This is a genomic window from Cellulophaga sp. L1A9 (assembly GCF_009797025.1).
In the GTDB taxonomy this organism is placed as follows: domain Bacteria; phylum Bacteroidota; class Bacteroidia; order Flavobacteriales; family Flavobacteriaceae; genus Cellulophaga.
This window is the reverse complement of sequence record NZ_CP047027.1, coordinates 2456563-2482814: the sequence shown is the minus strand read 5'-3', so window position 1 is coordinate 2482814 and position 26252 is coordinate 2456563. Positions and strand designations below refer to the sequence as shown.

The 26252-nt window shown below is 34.5% G+C and carries 26 protein-coding genes; 7 read left to right on the top strand and 19 right to left on the bottom strand.

The window, feature by feature from the left end; translation table 11 throughout:
- Together GQR94_RS10750 and GQR94_RS10745 are read left to right on the top strand one after the other, a co-directional pair.
- Positions 1–2166 (top strand): M56 family metallopeptidase, encoded by a 2166-nt coding sequence (locus tag GQR94_RS10750; RefSeq protein WP_158975501.1) that lies wholly within the window; start codon positions 1–3, stop codon positions 2164–2166.
- Positions 2167–2320: 154 nt separating this feature from the next.
- A complete protein-coding gene (locus GQR94_RS10745; protein WP_158975500.1) occupies positions 2321–3421 on the top strand; it encodes a DUF4407 domain-containing protein in 1101 nt (366 codons plus the stop codon).
- Positions 3422–3455: 34 nt separating this feature from the next.
- Here the strand turns inward: GQR94_RS10745 and GQR94_RS10740 are convergent, their stop codons facing one another.
- From GQR94_RS10740 to GQR94_RS10680, 13 genes are all read right to left on the bottom strand, one after another.
- Positions 3456–4457 carry a metal-dependent hydrolase gene (locus GQR94_RS10740; RefSeq protein WP_158975499.1) on the bottom strand — a complete coding sequence of 334 codons (1002 nt, stop codon included), beginning with the start codon at positions 4455–4457 and terminating at the stop codon, positions 3456–3458.
- Between the two features lie 20 nt (positions 4458–4477).
- Positions 4478–6250 carry a DNA mismatch repair protein MutS gene (locus GQR94_RS10735; RefSeq protein WP_158975498.1) on the bottom strand — a complete coding sequence of 591 codons (1773 nt, stop codon included), beginning with the start codon at positions 6248–6250 and terminating at the stop codon, positions 4478–4480.
- Between the two features lie 269 nt (positions 6251–6519).
- On the bottom strand, positions 6520–6876 hold the full coding sequence (locus GQR94_RS10730) for an MmcQ/YjbR family DNA-binding protein (RefSeq protein ID WP_158975497.1): 357 nt from the start codon (positions 6874–6876) through the stop codon (positions 6520–6522).
- A gap of 110 nt (positions 6877–6986) precedes the next feature.
- The gene (locus tag GQR94_RS10725; protein WP_158975496.1) at positions 6987–8438 is read right to left on the bottom strand and encodes an ATP-binding protein; all 1452 of its coding nucleotides are present in this window, start codon (positions 8436–8438) and stop codon (positions 6987–6989) included.
- Between the two features lie 165 nt (positions 8439–8603).
- The gene (locus tag GQR94_RS10720) at positions 8604–9011 is read right to left on the bottom strand and encodes a Dabb family protein (protein WP_158975495.1); all 408 of its coding nucleotides are present in this window, start codon (positions 9009–9011) and stop codon (positions 8604–8606) included.
- The gene (locus tag GQR94_RS10715; RefSeq protein WP_158975494.1) at positions 9008–9658 is read right to left on the bottom strand and encodes a DUF4230 domain-containing protein; all 651 of its coding nucleotides are present in this window, start codon (positions 9656–9658) and stop codon (positions 9008–9010) included. The genes GQR94_RS10720 and GQR94_RS10715 overlap by 4 nt, the downstream gene beginning before the upstream one ends.
- A complete protein-coding gene (locus tag GQR94_RS10710) occupies positions 9651–10010 on the bottom strand; it encodes a DUF4260 domain-containing protein (protein WP_158975493.1) in 360 nt (119 codons plus the stop codon). The genes GQR94_RS10715 and GQR94_RS10710 overlap by 8 nt, the downstream gene beginning before the upstream one ends.
- Positions 10010–10759: a cyclase family protein gene (locus GQR94_RS10705; RefSeq protein ID WP_158975492.1), complete on the bottom strand. Its 750-nt coding sequence runs from the start codon at positions 10757–10759 to the stop codon at positions 10010–10012. The genes GQR94_RS10710 and GQR94_RS10705 overlap by 1 nt, the downstream gene beginning before the upstream one ends.
- Positions 10760–10771: 12 nt before the next feature.
- Positions 10772–11908, bottom strand: a complete 1137-nt coding sequence (gene hemW, locus GQR94_RS10700) for a radical SAM family heme chaperone HemW (protein ID WP_158975491.1) — start codon at positions 11906–11908, stop codon at positions 10772–10774.
- Between the two features lie 94 nt (positions 11909–12002).
- Positions 12003–12557 (bottom strand): crossover junction endodeoxyribonuclease RuvC, encoded by a 555-nt coding sequence (gene ruvC, locus GQR94_RS10695; RefSeq protein WP_158975490.1) that lies wholly within the window; start codon positions 12555–12557, stop codon positions 12003–12005.
- An 8-nt stretch (positions 12558–12565) separates the two neighbouring features.
- Entirely contained in the window at positions 12566–13042 is a 477-nt protein-coding gene (locus GQR94_RS10690) for a hypothetical protein (RefSeq protein ID WP_158975489.1), read from the bottom strand.
- A 164-nt stretch (positions 13043–13206) separates the two neighbouring features.
- Complete coding sequence (locus tag GQR94_RS10685) at positions 13207–14685, bottom strand: M56 family metallopeptidase (protein WP_158975488.1); 1479 nt, start codon at positions 14683–14685, stop codon at positions 13207–13209.
- Complete coding sequence (locus tag GQR94_RS10680) at positions 14682–15044, bottom strand: BlaI/MecI/CopY family transcriptional regulator (protein WP_024481940.1); 363 nt, start codon at positions 15042–15044, stop codon at positions 14682–14684. Before GQR94_RS10680 ends, GQR94_RS10685 begins: the two co-directional genes overlap by 4 nt.
- Before the next feature lie 213 nt (positions 15045–15257).
- On the opposite strand from GQR94_RS10680, the gene GQR94_RS10675 reads away from it, so the two are divergent.
- On the top strand, positions 15258–15773 hold the full coding sequence (locus GQR94_RS10675; RefSeq protein ID WP_158975487.1) for a DUF456 domain-containing protein: 516 nt from the start codon (positions 15258–15260) through the stop codon (positions 15771–15773).
- Between the two features lie 2 nt (positions 15774–15775).
- On the opposite strand, the gene GQR94_RS10670 is transcribed toward GQR94_RS10675, so the two are convergent.
- The 4 genes from GQR94_RS10670 to GQR94_RS10655 form a co-directional block, all read right to left on the bottom strand.
- Positions 15776–16327: a nitroreductase gene (locus GQR94_RS10670; RefSeq protein ID WP_158975486.1), complete on the bottom strand. Its 552-nt coding sequence runs from the start codon at positions 16325–16327 to the stop codon at positions 15776–15778.
- Positions 16328–16410: 83 nt separating this feature from the next.
- Positions 16411–17169: an AraC family transcriptional regulator gene (locus GQR94_RS10665; protein ID WP_158975485.1), complete on the bottom strand. Its 759-nt coding sequence runs from the start codon at positions 17167–17169 to the stop codon at positions 16411–16413.
- Between the two features lie 32 nt (positions 17170–17201).
- Entirely contained in the window at positions 17202–18356 is a 1155-nt protein-coding gene (locus GQR94_RS10660) for an MFS transporter (protein ID WP_158975484.1), read from the bottom strand.
- A gap of 93 nt (positions 18357–18449) precedes the next feature.
- Positions 18450–19343: a LysR family transcriptional regulator gene (locus GQR94_RS10655; RefSeq protein ID WP_158975483.1), complete on the bottom strand. Its 894-nt coding sequence runs from the start codon at positions 19341–19343 to the stop codon at positions 18450–18452.
- Positions 19344–19428: 85 nt separating this feature from the next.
- Here GQR94_RS10655 and hutH point away from each other — a divergent pair, with 85 nt between their 5' ends.
- From hutH to hutG, 4 genes are read left to right on the top strand one after another with little or no spacing between them, the layout of a single operon-like run.
- Positions 19429–21006 (top strand): histidine ammonia-lyase, encoded by a 1578-nt coding sequence (hutH, locus tag GQR94_RS10650; protein ID WP_158975482.1) that lies wholly within the window; start codon positions 19429–19431, stop codon positions 21004–21006.
- A 41-nt stretch (positions 21007–21047) separates the two neighbouring features.
- Positions 21048–22307: an imidazolonepropionase gene (hutI, locus tag GQR94_RS10645; protein ID WP_158975481.1), complete on the top strand. Its 1260-nt coding sequence runs from the start codon at positions 21048–21050 to the stop codon at positions 22305–22307.
- A gap of 1 nt (position 22308) precedes the next feature.
- Positions 22309–24309: a urocanate hydratase gene (locus GQR94_RS10640; RefSeq protein WP_158975480.1), complete on the top strand. Its 2001-nt coding sequence runs from the start codon at positions 22309–22311 to the stop codon at positions 24307–24309.
- Between the two features lie 5 nt (positions 24310–24314).
- Positions 24315–25268, top strand: coding sequence for a formimidoylglutamase (gene hutG, locus GQR94_RS10635; RefSeq protein WP_158975479.1), 954 nt, complete (start codon positions 24315–24317; stop codon positions 25266–25268).
- A 42-nt stretch (positions 25269–25310) separates the two neighbouring features.
- Here the strand turns inward: hutG and GQR94_RS10630 are convergent, their stop codons facing one another.
- The gene (locus GQR94_RS10630) at positions 25311–25940 is read right to left on the bottom strand and encodes a hypothetical protein (RefSeq protein ID WP_158975478.1); all 630 of its coding nucleotides are present in this window, start codon (positions 25938–25940) and stop codon (positions 25311–25313) included.
- A 12-nt stretch (positions 25941–25952) separates the two neighbouring features.
- The gene (locus tag GQR94_RS10625; RefSeq protein WP_158975477.1) at positions 25953–26222 is read right to left on the bottom strand and encodes a DUF2188 domain-containing protein; all 270 of its coding nucleotides are present in this window, start codon (positions 26220–26222) and stop codon (positions 25953–25955) included.
- Positions 26223–26252 lie beyond the last annotated feature (30 nt).

Genomic DNA, 26252 nt, shown 5'->3' with positions numbered 1-26252 from the left:
ATGGGACTATATCTTGTAAAAGTAACAGCATGCCTAGCCATCTTTATTGTTTTCTACAAACTCGTATTAGAAAATGAAAGCATGCACACTTTCAAACGGTTTTATTTAATCAGTTCGCTGATTGCTGCTTCAATAATACCTGCTATATTATTTACGGAATACATATATATAACTCCAGAACCTATACTGAATACATATGTATCAGAAATCAATTCAGACGAAATACCTGTGTTTTCTCAAAAAATAGATTATTTAACACCTACTCTTTGGACAATTTACGGACTTGGCGTCTTAATTTTTGGTTGTAAATTTTGTAGCAACCTATTTAAAATAGGTACCCGCATAAGAAGAAACCCTAAAATTAAATACCAACAAAGTATTCATGTATTGTTAGAAGAAAGACTATCGCCACACACGTTCTTTAATTTTATTTTTTTGAACAAACAAAAATTTGAAGCACAGGAAATCCCAGCAGAAGTGTTGTTGCATGAACAAATACATGCCGCTCAAAAACACAGTATAGATGTGCTTTTTATAGAAATAACACAAGTAGTATTATGGTTTAATCCTTTGATCTATTTGTTTAAAAGAGCTATCAAATTGAATCACGAATTTTTAGCAGACCAAGCAGTACTACAAAAAGGTGCTGAATTATCAAATTACCAAAAAATATTATTGGCATTCTCATCAAATGCTACCGAAACCCAATTGGCAAATGCCATCAATTATTCATCAATCAAAAAACGATTTACCATCATGAAAAAAACAACATCAAAAAAAGCCATTTGGCTCCGCAGTTTATTAGTATTACCTCTTTTAACCCTTGTTCTCTATGGTTTTAGTGAAACTCAAATTAAACAAATCAATATAACTAAGGATTCAGTAGAAATTAAAAGTCAAGAAAAAAATGAATCACACAAAAGACATCTAATCGTTCCAACAGCACCTACCGAAAAGAATCTAAATGATTGGAAAAATGGAAATAAGTTTTCTATTTGGATTAATGGAGCATCTGTAAACAACTCTCAATTAGAAAAATATAAAGCTTCTGATTTTTACCATTATATTTCACGTTTCATATATGATAATGCACGAAGCAAACATTACCCTCAACCCTATCATGTCCATGTGTATACTAAAAGCGCTTTTAATGAACAGTTTACTACAAATGACAGAGAAATAAATATTCTAATTAATAAAGACGGTCAATTTTTGATTCAAAATGAACTAGTTTCTGCACCTGATTTAAAACGACACCTATACATGTTAAATACAGACCTTTCAAAAGAAGAGAAATCTAACCAAGTTAGCGCATTAATACATATTAGCCCCAATGCACCAAGACAAGCGGTTAATAACGTAGCTACAATTTTAGAAGAATACGGTTGTGCTACAATTGATATTGTTGAAAAAAAAGAACAGCAAGACGGTGCAACGAAAACGCAACTAACAGCATACAATAAATTAGCCAGGAAGTACAATGGTATGGATGCATCTACCATGCGAATAAAAAAAGGAGAAGTAGACCGTATGGAATATCTCTATAGCATCATGACCGACAAACAAAAAAAGAGCGCAGAGGCTTTTCCTGAATTACCACCGATGCCCGAACCACCGATGCCCGAACCACCAATGTCCGAGCCACAGATGCCCGAACCACCAATGTCCGAGCCACAGATGCCAGAACCACCAATGTCCGAGCCACAGATGCCGCCATCAACACTAAAGGTTGGTAAAGGCGAAGTCAGTACTATTCCGCTACCGCCAGCACCACCTAAAACACCAAATGATGTAGTATCAGAACATGAAAGGTTAAAGAAGGAAGAAAAAAAGTTAAACCAAAAAGAAAAGATTTTGGCTGAACAAGAGAAAATCCTGGTACAGCAAGAGAAAGCATTACAAAAACAGGAAGAAAAACTCCTAAAAAGCGAACTAGCTGTGGTAAACGAACCTGCTCCGCCAGCACCACCAAAGAGTCCGTTAGACCACGTTATTGAAATGGCTAAAAAAGATGCCAACTTCTACTATGAAGGAAAAGCAATAACTTCAGACGAAGCTATTGATTTAATCAAAAACAATAATAATTTAAACATAGATACTAGAAATACGGGAAGTAAATACCCTAGCGTGAAAATTTCAAAAGAGCCCATTGTCATTAAAAACTAAAAATATTGATTCCAAAAAAGCCTCCTAAATGGAGGTTTTTTTATACTTAAAATATTCCTGATGAAACGCCTGCAGTACGATAGCGCTAGTTTAACATAATTTTTCAAATAGAATTTGTACTTTAGTTACTCATCAATCAAAAATAAAATCAATTATGTTACAACGTTTTTTTATTCTGTGCTCAGGAGCAGATTCTGAAATACTCGCTGAATGTTCTCAAGGGGAACGCAATAAATATGCAGGAATAGGTGCTACGGTATTCTTTACTGCTGTAATGGCATTTATTGCTAGTAGTTATGCTTTATATACTGTATTTGACAATGTCTATACTGCTGCTTTCTTCGGACTCGTGTGGGGATTACTAATCTTTAACTTAGATCGCTTTATAGTTTCTACTATTAAAAAAAGGGATACGTTTAGTAGTGAGCTCTTGCAAGCAACACCAAGAATTATTTTGGCCGTCATTATTGCCGTTGTAATCTCTAAGCCGCTAGAAATGAAAATTTTTGAAAAGGAAATTAATCAGGTTTTATTAGCTCAAAAGAATGAACTTACCTTAGCCAACAAAGATCAAATAGCACTACAATATAACCCTGCAATTGAGGGGTTAAATAAAGATATTGACGCTTTAAAAACCGAAATTATTGATCAGGAAGCAGAAACCAATGCGCTATACGACACTTACATATCTGAAGCAGAAGGCACTGCAGGAACAAAGCTTTTAGGGAAAGGACCCGTATATAAAGAAAAAAGAGACAAACATGATGCAGCACTAAAAGAGCTCTCCGATTTAAAAGAAACAAATGCCAATAAAATAACCGCAATAGCATCAAAGATTACAGCACTTGAAACAGCATACACTACTACGGTAAAAGATTCTCAACCTATTATTGATGGTTTTGATGGGCTTATGGCTAGAATCACCGCATTAAATAAATTGCCATGGTTGCCCTCATTCTTTATTTTCTTACTTTTTCTTGCCATAGAAACTTCGCCTATCATTGCGAAACTTCTATCGCCAAAAGGTACTTATGATTATAAACTTGAAGAGGAAGAAAGTGTTGTTAAATCTTGGGTGACTCAAAAAGTGAAGCAGCGCGATTTACTTGTGGCTACAGATGAAGCATTAAATAATAAAATTTATGCGGACCTTGCTGAGGAGCAAGCCATCTACGATTATAAAAAACAAAAAGTAGAAGAATTGCTAAAGCTACAGGCAGATTCATTTCATAAACTGCAAATGAAAAATCTTTAGAAGCGAGACGCTTTGTGTAATAAACACATCAGTATTAGTTTCCTAAGATTCGGTTCCAAAGTTCTCGCATTAACTTCTTAGCATCCCCCACATCTTTGGGGGTTTCTTTTATTTCCAAATCCCCGTCTTTATTCGTGAGTTGATATTTGAACGCAAAATTCTGCTCTTTAGGATCCATACTCATCAAACCAAACCTAAGGTCATTGAAAAATAATTGTCCGTTATCTTTTGTTATGATATACCACCCTTCTGCGATACGCTCTAAACGATTTACTTTATCATTATTCTTTAAATCTCCTAAAAGCTCATGGTGTTTTGGGTAGGACTCAAAAGAAATAGGTTTCGTATCAAAAAACGAATAATTGGCAATTAAATAAGCATCTTTAATATCAACATTTGCGGTCCAAAGAATGGTATTAAACGGACTCGGTCGTGTATCTATCTCTGTATATGAAATACCTTGCGCTGTTAAAGCGGTTGTGAATTTCTGATAGGTCACTGCTTTTAATACCAGCGATAACAACAAATAGGCAGAACTAATGATTAATCCCCAGTTGTTGTATTTTCTGCGTTTTACAGAAGTTCTTTTTTGAAACATAGCCAATACCAAGAACACTAAAAAAGGTAGTGTATACAAAGGATCAATAACAAAAATATTTTGAAACGCTAAACGGGTTTTAAACGGCCAAAAGAGTTGTGTGCCCCATGTTGTAAAAGAATCTAGTATTGGATGCGTAAAAAGTCCCCAGAACATTAACCAAGACCATTCTTTCCAGCTTGCTTCTTTCTTGGGTAGTAGTTTAAAAACTATCCAACCAAAAATAGGTGCAAATAGGATTGAAAAAAAGATAGAATGGCTAAAGCCACGATGCCATTCTATAGCAGAAATCGTATCTGTAAAAAAACGTGTAAAAACATCTAGGTCTGGAATTGTACCTGCAATAGCTCCAAAAAGCATAGCTTTATTGCCTACTTTCTTTCCTAAAACAGCCTCTCCTACAGCAGCACCTAATACTATTTGCGTTAATGAATCCATATAAACTTACGATGACTAATTTAATCTACAATCTGCATTTTCTTCAATAGGAAAGAGGCGTTCATATTCTGGCAAATTCCATCTTTAAATTTATAATCAAAGTGCAATTCATCAGCTATGATTTCCGCATCAAAATAATGATTCTTCACTTGTGGTAAATCATTAGCAGCCTCACATAAACTTAAATCATGCGTAGCAATAATACCCGTAGCTTTCCCTCCAATAAGTTTTTCTACAAATTTTCGAGACCCTATAGCCTTATCGGTACTATTGGTTCCTTTTAAAATTTCATCTAGTACAATAAAATAGCGATCTGTTTTTATCTCATCTACGATAAACCTAAGCCTCTTTAATTCTGAAAAGAAATACGATTCATCATCTGTTAAAGAATCTGTAGTACGCATGCTCGTAATTAACTTAATAGGAGAATAGGTAACCGATTTTGCGCATAAAGGCAAACCAACGTTGGCCATGACAATTTGCAACGATACTGTTCGTAGAAAAGTACTCTTACCCGCCATGTTGGCTCCTGTAATAATAAAAAACTGTTCGCTGTCTATCTGAATATCATTTAAAACACTTTTTTCTGGATTTAAAAGTGGATGTCCAGCCCCTTCAGATTTTAATACTTCACGAGAAACAACTAGTTTTGGAAAGACATATTCAGGATGGTTGTATGCAAAATTGGCTAGACTATTATAGGCATCAAAAAAGGCAATGGTATCAAACCAACCTTCTATCTTTTCACCATGTTTAGAAATCCAATCCTCAATTTTATAAGATTGATACACATCCCAAAGCATAAAACCATTGGCAAAAATACCGAATAACATATTATTGCGTTGATCTAAAGCATCCAAAATTTTAGAAAACTCTTTCAGTATATCTGATGTTTTTTCAGATTCGTTTAAAATGGCAGCACGTTTTTCTTTTAAAAGTTTCGTCTTAAACTCTACCTTCTCTATTTCTAGAATTAATTTTTGATATTGATGAAATGTGGTTTGAATTTTACCAGTATCATTTGATAGTTTATTGACATGCTTTATATAAAAACTAGTAATGATAAGGCCCACTACAAAAACAACCAATAAAGCAAGAATCGACAAAGGAATTATAAAATAACCAAGAATTGTTAAAATAGAAATTCCCCAAAAAATTGGAGGTAAGATTTTTATAGACTTAGGCAGAAAACGTTTGTATTCTTTAATCCAATCAATAATTGCTTGGTAAGGGGTTTCTGTTTTTACCAATGATGCTACTGCCGTGAACTCCTGGCGCCAATCTGGTAATTGAGAAAGCTCTTTGATTGCTTCCTGCTTTTCCTCGATCCCCGTAATTTCATTTGCTACAAATAAAGAAGCTAAGCGCTCACTACCTTGAGGTAATGCTGTTCTATTTAAATATTGGTAAAAAGAACCTTTACCAAACAAATCAATATCCTGACTAAAATAATGCAACGGATCTTTAAACTCACTCCCATCTGGCTGTTCATGAAAATCCCGATCTAGTATTTTGATTTCTGTCTCGTTGATATGTAAAAGTGCTAAAATTTTATCACGTTTATATTGTAAATTAGTATGCCTAGAAACGAGTATAAGAAATAACACTATTGAAACCAAAACAACCCCTATTACTACTTGTGGATTGTCATAAAAAAGAACTATACCCACAATCATTAGAAGAAACACCACTAACCTCACCATACTTGATCGCAATAATTGTGCTTTGATACCCGACAGTTGTTTGTTTAACCCTGTAATCTTATCAGAATAAAATGACTTTAAAACCTGCATTGAAAAATTATAAAATGAAGCACAAAGATAGGCTATATTAAAAAATAAAAAAGACCAGCTTTCGCTGGTCTAATCACCTATAGTGCTCGGGGGGAACTAGCTACAAGTAAGATTTGGAATTTCTTATATATTTTTAGTGTTTTGCTTCATTACTGGTGTAAAGGTATTGAAGCACTACCTCTAAAATTTTAGAAAACCGACCATTATCTTATGAAGTGTAGACGAACAGCTAATATCTGTAGACAAACGCTTTCTCAGAAAGTATTTTATTAAAGAGAATTTAACGTTTCTTTCGTTTTTTTGGTAAGTTTAGAAACAACTAAATCATAAGAATGATCTATAAGTTCTTTCAATAATTCTGGTGGAATATGTTCTAAATACAATGTATTCCAATGTACTTTACTCATATGATATCCAGGAATGATCACCCCATCATGCTCCTCTCGAAGTGTAAGGGATCTATCTGGGTTACATTTTAAATTTACTTGGGTGGGTTGACGTTTTAATGATGTCAAGGCAAACATCTTACCCATGACTTTGAAAACTAAAGTATCTTCATCAAAAGGAAATTCTTCTGTAACCCCTTTTTTAGCAATACAATATTCCCTAAATACCTCAATATTCATTTGTATAGCGCTTTGATTATGATTAATTATGTCGTCAAATAAAATACAACTGTTTATCAGCTAGTTGGAAATTTCTATTCCACAACTATCAAATAACCATCAAATAAGAATTATGCCCAAAAAGGTATGTATTTTTTATACTTCCTTGAGTTACTTTCGGGATCATCTTCTTTTATAACGTTTGCTTTTAAGGCTTCTTTAATTATTCTTGATGCAATTGCTGCGTTCTTGCTTTCTATCATAAACCTATCTCTTAAAGACTGATTAGTCATTTTATCATTAGATACATATTTTAAACAACAGTGTTGATAACAAGCTCTTATTTTGTCTTTTTTATCCATTTGATTTAAAGTCTTGTATGAGTACATTATAACTTTAGTATGTTTTTCTTGAATTAAAATATCCGGTGCTGGTAATTGATACATTTCATTATAAAAAATTACTTTATCAATTCCGCTTCCTTTTTCTTCACAAATACCTAACCTCCTCATTAAATCTGCAAGCACGTCATTTCTAGACTGATATTCGTCAATAAAGCGTTCAGGTGTGATAAGAGGTATTCCTGGATTAGTAATTTCAATTCTATCAGAAAATATTTCAACCATTGGAAAGCCTTTTTCTTCGAAATCTTGATGAATTATAGCATTTGCCAATAATTCACGGACTGCAATTTCTGGGTACATTCTTTTATCATCTCTAAATGCTTTTCCTATTTCTTCATTAGCTGGTAATTGACTATTTACCCAGTCTATTAATCCTTGGTATCCCGAAACATAGCCTTTCCCTCCTATTTGCTCTCTAATAGTTTGAATTTTATTATTATGTTTATAAACAATAACTCTAATTGCTTTTCTTTTTAAATCGGGAAAATCTTCTAGATTTTTAGCAAATAGTATTGCACCTAAATTTGTAATGGAAAAATTAGGCGTTTTTTGAATAATTAAATTTTCTGAAATAAACTTATCAATAACACCTTGTCTATTTGAAGGATAAGGTAGTTTTAATAAATCAAAATAAGCTTGAGTATCTAAAAGAGAAACAACAGAATCAGCATCAATATTAACTTTAGCTAATTGAAGTTCAAATTTGATATTATCTTTTCGATTCCAAATTTTGGCTTCTTTTTCAGGAAACTCTTTGAGTAATCTTGTGTAACTACCTATTCTAATATATGCTTGATTTATAAATTTGACAGGCCTATTTGCTGCTGCAGGAATTACATACATGCTGATATTTATACCTTTTGAATATTCAAATTCATAAGTTTTAAAATCAATTTTAGGGTCTAGTCTTTGAATTAACCAGTTCTCTAATTCTTCTTTTCCTTTAGTAGCAGATTTAACTTTAAAAGAAGTCCCTTTAATATTATGTGTCCTGTCCTCGACTCCAAAAATAAGAAATCCACATTGCTTTTTACTTAGGCAAGCTCCATTCGCTAAAGCTGATATTCTTTCGCCTATTTCTTCGGTGGAATGAAAGTTCAGTTTAAATTCAAGCCATTCAGTTTCTTGAGAATAACTTACTAGTTCTTTAACAAGCGATTTTAGTTCAATTTCTGTCATTTATCAAATAAGAATCAAATAAAAACAATCTGATTATCAGTTATTTACAATCCCAACTAATAAATATACAATGAATCTATCAAATAAGATTATAAGGTTTAATTTAAATTACTGGCAACATTTATAATATATCCCTAAAAGCCTAGTCTCACTAGATACCTATTTCTATAAACTTGCATCTTTAGAATCATAGACAATCACTTTATCCCACAATTTACTAGACTCTTCTATAAATAATAAATGAGGTGCTTCTTTTTGATATGCCGCTTGTGCTTCTGCCGATTCAAATGTCACCACTAAAGAATACGTAAAAGAACCATCGACAACCTCTCTACTTGCTCTTGGTGGCTTCCCTATGAATTTTGTTTTAGCATATGCTGAATGGTCTAGAAACTTACGTAATGACGTTTCAAAAGCCTTACAGTCTTCTTTACTATCTGGATGATGTAACCAGAAGAAAACGGTATGTGCATAGTTGGGATCGAATGTATTCATTGATTTTTCTGTTTGTCCGTATGTATTAAATGAAAATACTAAAAATAAGCTAATCGCAAAGAGGTTTCTTAATTTCATGATTCTAAAAATCTAGTTAATTTACTTTTTCGTTCGGATAATTGTTCCTTGGCATCAATCTTTAAAGAAGTATAATCTAATTTCCACCCAATAGTTTCCACAATGGTTTCAATTAACAAAATGGCCTCTAAAGCTTCACTTCGTGCCGTATCCATTAATCCGCTTTCAGGAATTTTATCGCGAATGTGTTGCTTTGCCTCTTGGTTTAAAACGGTTAAATCATCTGGAGTAAACGCGTTGAACATACCGTTTTTAATATCGTAAAAATCTAATTCTGGTTCTATAGAAAGTATTTCAGGTTCTGGAAAACTCTTAAGCAGTATTATTTTACGTTCATTATCCGCATTCAAAATCAACTTCTTTAAATCATACCCAATTTGGGCTTTCGCGTTAATTACAATTAATGCTTTTTTCTTACTAGAAACTAAGCTTAAAAAACGTTCTTTTGTATTCTCATACCTGTAAATTTCCGCAAAATCTCCTTCTACCGTAACCAGCTTGCAAACACTTTTAATTTTTTCTAATAACACGTGTGACTGAACTTCGGTAAGCTCTTTACTTTTCTTTTTTCGGAATAAACTAAACAACCAATAGGTTACAATAGCACCCAAAATAAGCCCTAATATAGTATCAAAAATATTATCCATCTGTTTTTCCTATTTCACCCAAATGAGTGTATTTAAATCCTTTTTCATATTTTAAACCATAACCAAAAACACGATCCATAGCTGCGTGAGAAAACAATATCACACCCACTAATTGCCACAAAGATATGGCAAGATAGATACCTAATAAATATATTGCAATGGCTATTCCTTTATGATGAGAAATATTATAAGATAGTGCTCCTATTTTAGCACCAAACAAATAGCCTAGCATACCAATATCCGGAATTAAAATTAATATTAAAAACCACCACCATTCATAATTAAGCAAGCCAAAGAGATAAATGCCCAAAACGAACATTGCTAATTCTTCAACTTTTATGGTGTTCTTCATTACTGAATTATTTTAAACAACACTGGTCTACTTGGGCTCGCATCATTCTCAAAAGGCGCTACTTGTAAATTCAGAAAATACAATCCATCTTTTATGGTATTAGCAACAAAAACAAATTCTGTTATCGTTGCATGCTTGCGCACAAGACCACTCGTATTCCAAAAAGCATTGTGCCCTAATAGCGCTCCGCCGTCTTTTTCTTTATCAATAGATGGCAAATCTACTAACAAATGATCAATCCCTAATTCTACAAGATAATTAACTGCTTCTTCTAGCAAATAAGGTGGATTAGAATTAGAATATTGGCGACTCATTTTTTCTTTCAAATTAGGCAATGTTCTAATGACTAAAGCATCTCCCACAAAGTTCTTTAAGGCATATTGCAATTGCTTTTTAGAGATTACAAAATCTCCATCTTTTTTTTCTGGTGCTATGGTTATGACTGAGGCTAAAAAAAAATACTCCTTTAAATTTTTATTTACGGAATGAAACTCCGCTGTAATATGCCCAACACATTCTGTATGTGTTCCATGGGCATGCGGATTAAACCAAATATCATTAAAATTGGTCGATGCACCTTCTGTTACTTTCCCCACAAACTCGCCCTCCGTATGTGGTGTTATTTTTGGTGGCTGAGTATACCATGCATTTACATTGGTAATTTCTCCCCGAAGTGGAATTGAGATATCTAAAGGTTTAGAAAAATCTATGGAATAAGATTCTTTTTTATGTGTAATTATAGCTTTCAAAAATGGTCGTGTTTACTCTGACAAGTTAATCATAAAAAGGTCAGAGGCAATTCCATCCGCTAAAAATTTTCCCTTTTTTGTTGTTAGTATCGTATCATTTTCAAGAACCAATAGGTCTTGTTTTATGTGCTTTTCTGCTTGTTGCAAAAGATATTTGTGAAAATTCGCACCAAAATCTGAATGTATTTTAGTTAATGAAACGCCCCAGATCGTACGCAAACCTGTCATAATATATTCATTATAACGGTCAGATTTAGAAAGCACCTCAACCTCCATAGGAAGTTCATCGATTGCCAACGACTTTATATATTTTACATTATTATTGATATTCCATCCTCTACGGATTCCGTCATAAGAATGTGCCGATGGACCAACACCGATATATTTTTTACCCAACCAATAGGCCGAATTATTCTCTGAATAAAAACCAGGTTTTCCAAAATTTGATGTTTCATAGGCATCAAGGCCATTGGCTTCCATTTCTCGCAAAAGAATATTAAAATGGGCTGAAGCAACTTCATCATCAACAGGTTTAATCACTCCCTTTTTTATAAAATTAGCTAATGCTGTTTTTGGTTCTACGGTAAGTGCGTAACTAGATATATGCGGCACACCAAATGCCAAGGCTAGTGCTATATTCTTTTCCCATCGTTGGTTGCTCATACCAGGTAATCCATAAATTAAATCTATAGAAATATTAGAGAAATACTGCGTCGCAATTTCTAATGATTTTTTTGCTTCTTCAGCATTATGTGCACGGTTCATCATTTTTAAATCTTCTTCAAAAAACGATTGAATTCCTATACTTAAACGATTAATCGGACTTTTAGAAAGTGCTATAATTTTATCTTCTGTAAGATCATCTGGGTTAGCCTCTAAAGTTACCTCAGGATGGTCTACTACATCATAATGCGTATAAACTGTCGCAATAATTCCCTGAATTTCTTCTGTGGTTAATACAGATGGCGTTCCTCCGCCAAAATAAATAGTAGCTACTACGTCATTTTTAAACTCGCCTTTTCGGAGTACTAGTTCTCGCTTTATCGCAGTTAACATAGCATCCTTTTTTCCCATACTGGTCGAAAAATGAAAATCGCAGTAATGGCAGGCTTGTTTGCAAAAGGGAATGTGAATATAGATTCCGGACATTTGTTAGTCTTCAGTAATTAGTAGTAGTTAACGTTTAATTCTTTTGGGCTTCAAAATTGAGAACAAGCTTCTTTAAAAAGAAGATTATGACTATTTACTTTTTTACTCTTTTTTCATTTTGCTTTACAAAAGCATCCCAACCCGTGTAACTTTTACCCACTTCTATTCTGCCTTCATTATAGAAATGGCAAACTGCAGCAGCCAAACCATCAGTACTATCTAAGTTTTTAGGAAGTGTTTTAAGCCCTAATACACTCTGTAACATTTTGGCAACTTGCTCTTTACTGGCATTACCGTTACCTGTGATTGCCATTTTAATTTTCTTAGGAAGGTATTCTGTAATAGGGACCTCACGAGATAATCCTGCTGCCATAGCCACACCTTGAGCACGACCTAGCTTTAACATAGACTGTACATTTTTACCAAAGAAAGGGGCTTCTATAGCTATTTCATCTGGATGGTAGGTATCAATCAGCTCAATGGTACGCTCAAAAATAAGCTTAAGTTTTACGTAGGGATCAGTGTATTTTTGCAATAACAACTCGTTCATTTGCAAAAATTCCATCTTTTTATTCACCACTTTTATGAGTCCAAAACCCATTATAGTAGTACCGGGATCTATCCCTAAAATAATTTTTTCGTTAGCCAAGAGTTAATTTATTTGGTATTAAGTACAATCGGGATTCTAAATTTTGCACGTATTGGAATTCCTCTTTTTAAAGCAGGTGACGCTTGTGGCAAGGTAAGTAAGCACCGTGTGATGACTGCATCAAACTCTGGTATTTGCTCTTCAACGATGGCATTATGTTCAATATCTAAAACAGAAACAGTCCCCATTTTATCCATTAAAAAATCGACATACAGCGTATCTAAAACTTCTTCTTTGAGTACAAACTCAAAACCTTCTAAAGAAGTAGAAAAATGCCTTAGTAATGTTTCTTTAAAACATTCTATATTTTCTTCTTTAGAATCCGTCTCATCGCAATTTTCAAAAAGTGGAAATTGATCCACTTCATTGAAGTTAATTTCTTGCAACTCGCGTGTCACCAATTGCTGTGTTTTCTCTTCTTTTGATGTGAAGAGATCACAAGAAACAACTAGAAAAAATATACATAAAATTAATACTATACGCATGTGCGCTATAAAGTTTGTGGAAAATTACGATATTTTGAGTTATTTAATTGACTGTAAAGCGGATTTCCTTTTTTGGAGCTCATCATTGTTTGTTTTTTTGAGCAACAAAAAAGCCAAAGAAAATACTTTGGCCTTGATGTTGTCTTCTAACTTAAGTGCTAATTTTACTGCAACTTAAAGGAAATAGGAATAGAAAATGGTACACGAACTACTTTCCCGCCTTGCTTACCAGGTGTCATTTTTGGCAATAAAGAAATGATACGTTCGGCCTCGTCTTCTAAGATTTTATCTGGACCACGCATTCTTAAACCCGCAATATTTCCAGTTTCATCAATTATAAACATAAGGTTTACTTTACCTTGAATATCTTGTTCCTGAGCTTCTTCTGGGTATCTAAAATTCTTATTTATATGTTGAAACATTTTTTCTTTAAAACAAGCTCTTTGGTTTTCAGCATCTTCACAACCAGGAAAAATTGGGACCTCATCTACAACCATAAATGGCACATCTGTAGCGTTATCATAATCAATCTCTTCTTTAGAAATCGCAGAATCTCCTTTGATAACATTTACAGACTCAATACCTTCCGTATTTGTCTTTATCATAATTTCTTTCCCTTTTGTATCTTTTACAATAAAAGTTGCTACCTGTTTGCTGTTTTCTGCTTTATTTAAAAACTCAGTTCGTTCTTTTTCTTCCTCTTCAGATAAATTATCCAAGTCCCCTACTTCCAAGAGAAACTCATCAACAGAAGACATCTTTAAAGAAGAGCTTTCTACCTCATCTGTCTTTACCTCACTTTCGCAGGAGGTATAAAAAAGCATTCCTAAAATTAAAGGGACTAGTACTACATACTTTAACTGAAATACGCGCTTTGATTTTGATTTTTGTAACATAACGATTCGTTTTTTGATTAATGATGATTTAAAAAATGGATTGATAAATGAAATATTTTCTGTTTGAAAAACTTGAGACAACAACAGTTGGTATTGTTCTTTTTTGTGGGTTTTAGAGACCTGAGCATCCGCTATAAACTCATGTAATTCTGATATTCTATTTTGGTATACATATACTAAAGGGTTAAACCAATTGATAATGCGAAGCAGTTCAAAAAAGACCAAGTCATAAGAATGCCCTTGACGAATATGAACCAATTCATGCGCTACAATGCTCTCATAGTCCTTATCCAATACTTTATCTCCTAGAAAAACAGATTTAAAAAAAGAAAATGCAATTTCACTGTTTCTGATGACGATTTGTGTAAAATCATTTAAATATTGAATGGTGCCCTTATCCTTTAATTGTTTTAACTGATATAATTTAAATACAAAGATGAATGCTGCGAGGACCATCCCCGCGATTAATACTATTGTAAACCAACTTACTAAATCATTAGTTCCCGAAACCCCAGAGACCTCAAGATCATTTCTATTCCATAAAAACTCTGGATAGCTAAAAGTAGTTTCTGATACTTTCGTCTTTAAGGCTTCAATTTTTACCCAAGGCAAAACTAGCGACAAAACATATGTGCCAATAAGGTACACTCTGTTCCATTGAAAAAAGGTTTCCTTTTTTAGAAAAAGATCATAAACGATTAAAAACAAAAGCTGAAAAGCGATGCTTTCTAAAATATATTGTATCATTTTTCCTCCTTTTTAATTTCTTTTAATATCGATTCTAGTTCGGATAAATTCATATCATTCTTTTTCATGAAAAACGACACCATACTCTTAAAAGACCCTTGAAAATAACCATCTACTAGCTTGTTGATAGATTGATTGCTGTAGTCTGCTTTCTTTAATAATGGAAAATATAAATAGCCTTTCCCCTCTTGTTCATGATTTACAAAACCTTTACTCTCTAAGATGCGTACAATAGTAGATACTGTATTGTAAGCAGGTTTTGGTTCTGGCAACTCTTCAATAATAGCCGCAACATTGCACTTTTCTAATTGCCACAATACCTGCATTACCTCTTCTTCTGCCTTTGTCAATTGTTTCATGTATCTTGAACTTGTTTCAGTATCTATTAACACTGGTTAAACACTTAAATTAGTATCCTACTATCGAACTAAAAATAGCTTTCAACTAACTTATTAGTTCAAATATAACTAAATAATTAGTTCAAACTAATAAATTAGTTGAAAAACTTAAAAAAAATTATGTTGATGTAACAAAGCATCGTAATTTTCGTCTCACTAAACAAACACCCTTAAATGGATATTGCGTTACTACTCTTTGGTTTCATTTTTATGCTTGCAGGTATCATCGGAAGCTTTTTACCCGTGCTACCTGGCCCACCTATAAGTTGGTTAGGGCTTCTACTCCTATTTTTAACAAGCGCTATTCCGCAAGACTGGTGGTTTTTAGGCATCACTCTGGCTATTGCACTATTTGTTTTTGCTTTAGATTATATTATCCCGGCTATGGGAACAAAGAAATTTGGCGGTAGTAAAGCGGGGATGATTGGTACCACTTTAGGACTTCTTGTCGCATTACTATTTCCTGTATTGGGTGTATTCGGAATTATAATTTGGCCTTTTGTGGGTGCTTTTATAGGAGAGCTATTAAATAAAGCCGACAAAAAAACCGCTCTTAAAGCGGCTTTTGGATCTTTTTTAGGATTTATTACAGGAACCTTTTTAAAATTTATGGTGTCTATTGTATTTATAGGACTCTTTATAGCTAAGGCTTGGGAATACAAAGAAGCACTTTTTCCTTACTTTAAATAGTACTACAACCAAACAGTTTTATCTTCGATAGGACCCCTAGCAGAATCTGGTATTTCTTGATCATAATTCCCCATATAGAAAAAGCCTAAACATGCTTCTTCATGGTTCATTTCAAAAAAATCTCCCATATGCTTTACTAAGGCTGGAGAACTCCAATAGGCTCCAATACCCAATTCCGTACATGCCAACCACATGTTTTGAACAGCCATAGCTACCGCAGCTACCTCTTCCCATTCCGGAACACTTTTCATAGGGTCGCGTTGCATACAAATGACTATTATAGCAGAAGCTTTTTTAGGGTTTTCTATAATTTTCTTTGCTTTAAATTCTTTCGGACTCGGATCTGTCTCCAAATATTTTAAAGAAAGGAACAAGCCTAATTTCTCTAGTGTCTCCCCCTGCATCACCTTAAATCGCCATGGTTCTGTTTTTCGATGACTAGGTGCCCAATTAGCCGCTTCTAATACTTTTAAAATATCCTCCTTAGCAATAGGTGTGTCATTATATTGAACCGGAAAAACCGATCTTCTCTTTCGTATCACATCAAATATCATAGCTTTTTTTTTCTTTATCAAAGTTAGCCCTAAAGGGATGTATTCTTGCTTTGCTTAACAGAATTTTAAAATAAACTCCTATGCTAAGACTCGAATTCTGCTTTAAATTGGGAGGGACTTTTTAAGGTATGACGTTTAAAGAAGCGTGAAAAACTACTTAAAGATTCAAATCCGAAATAAAATGCCATTTCTTTTAAGGTGATCGCGTTTTGCTTTATCATCCTTTTTATTTCTGTTACTTGACGCTGTTGAATCACTTGTTTCGCGGTCAATTCTAATTTATCTTTCAATATTTGATTCAGCCTTTTCTCACTAATTCCCATTTGCTGCGCATAATACCCCCCTGACGTTTCTTGCAAATAGTGACGTTCCATTAACTGTAAAAAAAGAAGTACCCGTTTTTGATGCACATCTTGCTTTAAGTAGCCATTATGTAGTTGCCTGATTAACTTTAATAGCAAAACTTTCAATAGTGATTTAAGAATTAGATACGCATTCTCCTGTGTATTATATTCCTCCTCTATTAACCCTAATACCGTTCTAATTCCTGGAAATTCTTTTGCAGCAATCTGGAAAACACCTTCTGATGAACGTTTAAATAAACTTAAAATATCTAAAGCATATTCTTCGTCATCCTCTTCAATAAATTCCCTCTCAAAATATAGTAAAGTACCCTTACTATTTTCGTGTAGTGAAGATGAAAAAGATTCATTTAATGGTTTAAAATAGACACATCTATCTTTATCCATTTCAAAAAAAAGACCAAAGGCATTATCAGAAACAAAGAGGGGTTTACTTTTAAAAGTAGTATTCATATGGATTTTATCTTTCCAATTTTTCATCGTTGAAAAGATATAAAACAATTTACAAAACATCACATGAGCCTTACTTTTTTAAAAGCGAAAAAGAAAAATAATGCTATTACTAAGGCTAAACCAGAGGCTACTCCAAAAATAAGTCGGGTATCATCAGAAACAAATTCGATAAACGTAGACAAAAACTGGCCAGCAAAAATACCCATAGAGGAAAGTCCTAAATTCTTTCCTTGTGTTTTAGTTGTGCTTGCCTCTACAATCATGTGATTAAGCAAAGGGATGGTAAAACCAAAACCAACACCTATACACAAAATACCTGCAATTAAAAGAAACATTGAAGACGCCAAAGCAAAACACACATAACCCAACACAAAAAATGCAAATCCACTGATAACAGTATTGTATGAATTTAGTTTATCGGTAACTCTTGGCATTTGGCTCGCAGACAAAACCGCTATTAAAGAAATTGAGGCCATAAAATAACCCACTTGACTATCAGAAAAATCAAACACTGTGGGTAAATACTGAGGTAAACGAACAAAACTAACAAAGAATAATGCCATAGCTAACAACGATCCCCAAACAATTAGTTTAACTTCTTTCTTCTGTTTAGGTGTTTCGGTTATATTTAAATCTGCCTTCTGATTATTATCTATTTTACTTTTATCATCCTTCGGTAAAAATATAAACACCAAGACCAAGCATACAAAGGCAACCAAATAAATAGCAAAAGGATAACGCCAATTCCAATCCCCTAAAACACCACCGAGAGATAAGAAAACAACACCACCTAATTCTATAGACATCCCTTGCCATGCAATTAATTTCATTCGCTCTTTACCTTTAAAATAATCTGCGATATATGTAATTAAAGCAACTTGTATAGCAACCGCTGCAGGACCTAATAAAAATCGATCTAAAATTAATAAGTAAGTATTGGTAATATACCCGCCTAAAAAACCGAAAATAGCATAGGGAACTAAGCCCAAACACAGTAGTTTGAAGGCGCCTATCCTGTCTATTAATTTACCTACTGAGGATGCAAAAACTACCACTCCCAGGGAAGGCAATGTAATTAACCATCCAGGGCTATATGAAAAATTTAAATTTTTAGCAATTTCAGTTAATGATGGAGCAATGGCAGTACCCACCATAATGGTGAGTGTACTCGTGAAAAGGATCACTACAATTCCAAAATTATTAATCTTATTCATTCATGTATCGTTAAGAACGCAAAATTCTATAAGATTGTTGAATATGATGTTTCCGTTTTTATAAATTGTTATACCATTATGGAAATTTTATCCTTAAGATTTTTTATGCAACACTACATTTAAACAATGTTTAAGAGTAGGATTTCGGTTGTCTTTTTTCCAAATAACAGACAGCTCAGCACGTTGCTTTATTTTTTTTAATTCGATAAATTTCACCCCCATATCAAAACCATATTGAAGTGATGTAGGTACAATAGCAATACCCAAGTTATTCTCCACCAATTTAAAAATGGTTTGTGCATGTACCGATTTGTGAGAAACGCTAGGCGTAAAACCAGCATCTTCACAAATACTCATGACGGTATCAAAATACAAGGCGCTATAATCCTGTGAAAACAGTATAAACTCTTCATCAGCAAACTGATTCATCTTTTTAAAATTATCCGAATTAATAGGATGCTCTTTAGGAAGCACGAGAGAAAAAGTGTCTTGCATAACTGTTTCAATACCTAAACCGTCTGGCACTCTCGCCAATCTTACAAAACCAATATCTAAAGTATCCTTTAAAATGGCATTTACTTGAGCCGTATTTGAAAGTTCTTCTAGCGTGGTCTTTATCTGCGGGAAACTGTCGCGTAACTTAATCAACAAATCTGGAACTACGGTTTGCATGGCCGACCCTAGAAATCCAATCCGAATCTCTCCAAAATCGCCATCCGATATCAATTTTAATTGCTTTTTAGTAACTTCTAGATGGTTTACAATAAACTCTACTTCTGCTTTTAAATAGTCTCCTGCGGGAGTCAGGCTTACTTTTTTCTTGTTCCTAATAAACAAGGGAGTCTCTAAAATTTCTTCCATCTGTTTAATTTGCCTGCTTAATCCAGGTTGAGAAATACACAGCTTTTCTGCAGCTTTTCTATAATGTAATTCATCGGCCACTGCCAAGAAATAGTGAAAATGACGCAACTCTAGTTGATAACCCATAGTTATTGAATAGTGATATATATGATATTGGTAATTATCAAACTTAATCAATAGTTTTATAAGAATGAAATTCTGATTTAAAACTATGATACCTAAAGAGATTTTTAAACTTGGCGAAGACTGGCTTACTGCAAGCATCACACTTTCTATTGCAAAAGGAGAAACCCCTATTGAACTCTCTACAAATGCAAGAGAAAAAATAAATGCAAGTGCTCAAATCGTAGCCAATATTGTAGCAAAGGGCAAAGCAGTATATGGCATAAATACAGGATTTGGGCCTCTTTGTACCACCAAAATCTCTAAAGAAGAAACGAAAATATTACAATCCAACATTCTTAAAAGTCATGGTGTAGGTGTTGGTGAGCCTATTGCTACTGAAATTGCAAAGTTGATGTTGATTTTAAAAGCACAGTCTTTAGCTAAAGGGTATTCTGGTATTTCAGAAACTACCTTAGACCGAATCCTTTGGCATATAGAACATAACGCCATTCCTGTTGTGCCATCACAAGGATCTGTTGGCGCCTCGGGAGATTTAGCACCCTTATCTCATTTGTTCCTGCCATTGATTGGTTTAGGAAAAGTAAACTATAAGGGTACGGTTATGGAAACTTCTGTTCTTTTTAAGCAAACGGGTCTGTCTTCCGTAACATTAGGACCAAAAGAAGGTTTAGCGCTTATTAATGGAACACAGTTTATTGCTGCACATGCGGTTAAGGTGGTTGAGAAGTTACACAGTTGTCTATCTCAAGCAGATATTATTGGCGCTATGATGATTGAAGGTTTGCAAGGTTCTGTGAAACCTTTTTTTAATGAATTACATGCCTTACGCCCCTATAAAGGAAACATTCACGTGGCAAAACGTATTAAACGATTATTAAAGGGCTCAGAGATTATGGAGGATCATATTGATTGTGATCGGGTTCAAGATCCTTATTCTTTACGTTGTATGCCTCAGGTACATGGCGCTTCAAGAAATGCTTGGTTGCATTTAAAAGAATTAGTAGAAGTTGAATTAAATTCTGTGACGGATAACCCTATAATTATAGATGAAGAATTGACCATTAGCGGAGGTAATTTTCACGGACAACCTTTGGCTATGGCCTTAGATTACGCATGTTTAGCAGCTTCTGAGCTAGGGAATATTTCTGATCGAAGAATTTATTTGGCCTTAGAAGGCAATAGTCCTGGTGTGCCTAAACTGTTAATGAAAGAAACAGGCATCAATTCTGGTTATATGATTTTACAGTATACCACTGCAGCTTTAGCCAGTGAGAATAAAGGTTTATGTTTTCCTTCTAGTGCAGATAGTATCCCTACGTCATTAGGACAAGAAGATCATGTAAGCATGGGATCTATTGGCGGTAGAAAAGCATTGCAAGTTCTTGAAAATGTAGAAAAAATATTGGCGATAGAATTATTAACTGCCGCACAAGCTTTTGAATTTAGAAAACCGATGAAATCAGGGGTCTTTTTAGAGGCAATACATACAGCTATTCGTGAAAAAGTAGCTTTTGCAGATAAGGATCGTGTTTTTTCTGATGATATAGAAAAGGGAATTGAAATGATTAAAGACCAAACCATCATTCATGTGATTGAAAAAATTAGCAAGAAAGAAGGGATCTCTCTAAAAACAAAATTCACGCATGAATTTGAAGTATATTAAAATAGCTTTTTATTGCCCTGAAATTTAATAAAATACTGTCCATGAAAAAATTGAAACTTATAGGTCCCTTTAAGCAGTTGGTAACCATGACTGGCTTACCGCTAAAAGGCGCTTTGTCTGATGCGCAACTTACCATCGTTGATGATGCAGGAATGCTTATAGAAGATGGGAAAATACTGGCCATAGGATTGTTTAAAAATATGGTAGTAGACGCTGATAATGCAACCACAGAAATTACAACCCTGCAAGGAGATCATGTGTGCTTACCTGGTTTTATAGATGCCCATACACATATTTGTTTTGGTGGTTCTAGAGCTAAAGATTATGCCATGCGTAATGCAGGTAAGACCTATTTAGAAATTGCTAAAGCCGGCGGTGGCATATGGGACACTGTAACACAAACCCGTAAGGCATCTACCGAGGAATTGATTAAAAAAACCATCAAAAGAACCAAACAACATTTAAAAAATGGGGTTACAACGCTAGAAGTAAAAAGTGGCTATGGCTTATCTGTTTCCGAAGAATTAAACATGCTCCGTGCTATTAAAACTTCGAATGCACAAACTCCACTAGATCTTATACCTACTTGCTTGGCGGCACATATGAAACCTAAAGATTTCTTGGGGACAAATACAGCATATCTAGAAGAAATAAGCAGCACCCTTTTCCCCATTTTAAAAGAAGAAAATTTAAGCCATAGAATAGATGCTTTTATAGAAGAAAGTGCTTTTTCTAAAGAAGAGATTAGGCCCTACTTTAAAAAAGCTAAAGAGATGGACTTTGATATTACCGTACACGCAGATCAATTTTCTACGGATGGTAGTGCTGTTGCGGTAGAGTTTGGGGCAATTAGTGCCGATCATTTGGAAGCTTCTACTGATAAAGAAATAGAACTACTTTCAAAAAGCAATGTAATTGCCACTGCCCTACCCGGAGCTTCTATAGGTTTAGGCTGTGCTTTTACACCTGCTCGAAAATTATTGGACGCAGGTTGTTCCGTTGCCATTGCTAGTGATCACAATCCTGGTTCCGCTCCTATGGGCGATTTGCTAACCCAAGCTGCAATTCTTCAAACGTTTGAAAAATTGAGTAATGCCGAAGTATTAGCAGGAATCACTTATCGTGCAGCAGCTGCCTTAAACCTAACAGACCGAGGGCAAATAAAAGAAGGCCTTATGGCCGATTTTGTATTGTTTCATACTAATGATTACAATGAAATTTTATACAACCAAGGTTCTTTTAAACCTTGTATGGTTTTTAAAAATGGTGCCTTAATATTCGATAAACACAAAACACATTAAGATGACATTTAAAGAACAAATTCTTCAAGGCCTTCCGAATGAATTACCTGCTAAGAAAGAATATAATTCAGCCCTTAGTCACGCTCCAAAAAGAAAAGATATTCTTTCTTCTGAAGAGAAGCAATTAGCCATAAAAAATGCTTTACGTTATTTTCCAAAAGCTTGGCATGGAGAATTGGCCCAAGAGTTTGCCTTTGAATTGTCTACATACGGAAGAATCTACATGCATAGATTCAAACCCGAATATACCATGTATGCTCGACCCATTAATGAATATCCCTATACCTCAACACAAGCTGCAGGAATCATGTTAATGATTCAAAACAATTTAGATCCTTCAGTAGCGCAACATCCCGAAGAACTAATTACCTACGGTGGCAATGGCGCGGTTTTTCAAAACTGGGCACAATACATGTTAACCATGCAGTATTTGGCTACCATGAATAATGAACAAACCCTTCATATGTATTCTGGTCACCCGATGGGGCTCTTCCCATCTTCCACAGAGGCACCCAGAGTTGTAGCCACCAATGGCATGATGGTTCCTAATTATTCCAAACCCGATGATTGGGAAAAATACAATGCCTTAGGCGTTACACAATATGGTCAAATGACTGCAGGCTCTTATATGTATATTGGACCACAAGGAATTGTTCACGGAACCACCATTACTGTGATGAATGCTTTTAGAAAAGTATTGAAGGCTGATGAAAATCCGGCTGGGAAAATATTTTTAACGGCAGGATTAGGCGGCATGAGTGGCGCACAACCAAAAGCAGGAACCATTGCTGGTTGCATTACCATCTGCGCCGAAGTAAATGCTACTGCCGCAAAAAAGAGACATGAACAAGGCTGGGTAGATGTTCTCGTAACTAATTTGGATGATTTGGTGGCCAGGACTAAAAAAGCAAAAGAAGAAAAAGAAGTGGTTTCCATTGCATTTATAGGAAATATTGTTGCTGTTTGGGAACGATTTTATGACGAAAATATATTTATCCATCTAGGATCTGATCAAACTTCATTGCATAATCCTTGGGCAGGCGGGTATTATCCAGTTGATATTTCTTTTGAAGAGGTTAATGAACTTATGGTTGTTAATCCTAAGCTTTTTAAAGAAAAGGTTCAAGAATCATTGCGAAGACAAATTGATGCTATTAATAAACACACCGCAAAAGGAACCTATTTTTTTGATTACGGCAATGCTTTTCTACTGGAAGCTTCTAGAGCTGGAGCAGCTGTTATGGCCAAAAACGGAATCGATTTTAGGTATCCGTCTTATGTGCAAGATATTTTAGGACCCATGTGTTTTGATTATGGTTTTGGGCCTTTTAGATGGGTCTGTACCTCTGGTAATCCAATCGATTTACAAAAAACAGATGCCATAGCTCAGCGGGTTTTAGAAGGAATCAAGAACACAGCTCCCGCGGAAATTCAACAACAATTACAAGACAATATTACATGGATCAAAGAGGCTAACAGCAATAATCTTGTGGTAGGTTCACAAGCTAGAATTTTATATGCAGATGCGGAGGGGAGATCAAAAATTGCGGATGCTTTTAATACCGCTATTTCATCTGGAGAAATTTCCGCCCCTATTGTTTTAGGAAGAGACCATCATGATGTGAGTGGTACAGATTCTCCTTTTAGAGAAACCAGTAATATTTATGACGGCAGCAAATTCACAGCAGATATGGCCATACAGAATGTTATTGGTGATAGTTTTAGAGGTGCTACTTGGGTTTCTATTCATAACGGCGGTGGTGTCGGTTGGGGCGAAGTTATCAATGGAGGATTCGGAATGGTTATAGACGGCTCTAAGGAAGCTGCCAAGCGCTTAAAAAGCATGCTTTTCTATGATGTTACTAACGGCATTGCCAGAAGAGGTTGGGCTAGAAACACTGAAGCCTTGTTTGCCATTCAACGAGAAATGGATAGAAATCCTGAATTAAGAGTCACATTGCCTAACTTAGTAGATGATAACCTACTTAAGAATTTATTTTAATAAACATGTTGGCATACAAAAAAACACCCCCCGAATTATGGTCTGGCAGAACCTCTGAACAAAAACTCTACTTACACGAAAAAGTACACTGCAGTGCTATTGATGACATAACACGAGCAAAAAATCAAAAAACAATTGCCTTATTAGGCTATGCTTGTGATGAAGGTGTAAAAAGAAATCAAGGTAGAATTGGCGCTGCAAAAGGCCCAGACGCTATTCGTCAGTCTTTAGGTAAATTTCCAAATCATTTAGCAGATGACATGGAATTATTAGATTGTGGTACGATTCTTTGCCGAGAGGGTAAAATGGAGCAAGCGCAAGAAGATTTATCTCAAACCATAGCGCAATTACTATCCTTAAATACATTCCCTATTGTATTGGGTGGCGGACATGATATTGCTTTCGGGCATTACCAAGGCATAAAAAAACACTTAGGAAACAAAAAAATTGGGATTATAAATTTTGACGCACATTTTGATTTAAGACGGAATACTACCGGGAATACTTCTGGCACTCCGTTTTATCAGATTGCGCAAGAATGCCAAAAAGAAGGTGCCGTTTTCAATTATATGTGCTTAGGCATTCGCAGAGATGCAAATGATAAAACATTATTTGAAACAGCCGATTCATTAAACGTAAAATATCTAGAAACGGCACATTTTAATATGCACTATTTAGAGCATGTGCAACTCATCTTAATGCAATTTATCGAAGACGTAGATTATGTCTATACTACCCTAGATTTAGACGGATTTTCATCTGCCTATGCTCCAGGAGTAAGCGCACCATCTCCTATGGGATTTGCCCCCAATATTGTTTTAGAAAGCCTCAGAGTAATTATGGATAGTAAAAAACTAATTAGCCTAGATATTGCAGAAATGAACCCTACCTATGATAGCGATGGGCAAACGGCTAAATTAGCCGCCTCACTAGTGCACTTTGTGATGCATGGTTTTTGAAAAATCACATCAATGAATGATTTAAAATTGTGTTTCTTTACGTTATACATCAACATCTCTCACTTTGAACTCTGTAATCCAATCTGTTACGAATTTAATAAAGTCACCTATTGGCATTTCCTCAATTTCCTCCTCAGTATATGTCCCAGATAGATTAGATCCTAAATCGTCTATAAACTGATTATAAGCAATCCAAATAACACTTTGAACGACAAGAGTCTCTTCTGGAAAGTTAGCCGAAAACCAATTCCTAACCTTCGTAATTAGAGTTTTTGGATCATCATCATGATTTTCAATATCTTGTCCTGCTATATCCGAAATTACTTTTTGGTAATGATATTTTTCGGTTTCTAAAATTAAAATTTTTTTAGTCTTTAAATTTTTGCTACCGAATTCTAATGCTCCTATATCTAACCCTAATTCGTAAGGCATATTAAATCTAGGTAATTCACCAATAATCATAGCTTTACTCCTTGATAAATCGTGTATACCGAATTTACAAGTTCTTATTAAATTTTTAATTTCGTTTACTCTAATTGAAGAAGAGGAAAGAGTCTGAGATAATTTGGGTGAAAATCCTAAATAAATTAATTCAAAAACTAAAGCTTTAAGAAGAGGTCTAAAATCATTGTCAAAAGGACAATTTATAAAAACATTTTTATCAAATGCCATGTGGAAGTTTGATTATTTTGCTACAGAAAATCGTTTTTCGATTTCTCCAGTATTTTTATGAATTACAACCTCACCTTCAATTTTACAAGCAGTTTTCGTTGCAAATTCAATCGCTTTAAATTTTGTAGTAAATACTTTAGTTGGAAGAGTACTGCCATCTGCCACTACAGCCCATTTTCTACCAACACTATTAATCACGTGAAATTTCCGTAAAACATCTGGTTTCGCTGACACAGCTACTTTATTGCCAAGTTTCTTTGTATATATTATTTTTTTTGACATAAAATAAATATACGAATTTGTTTTGACTTT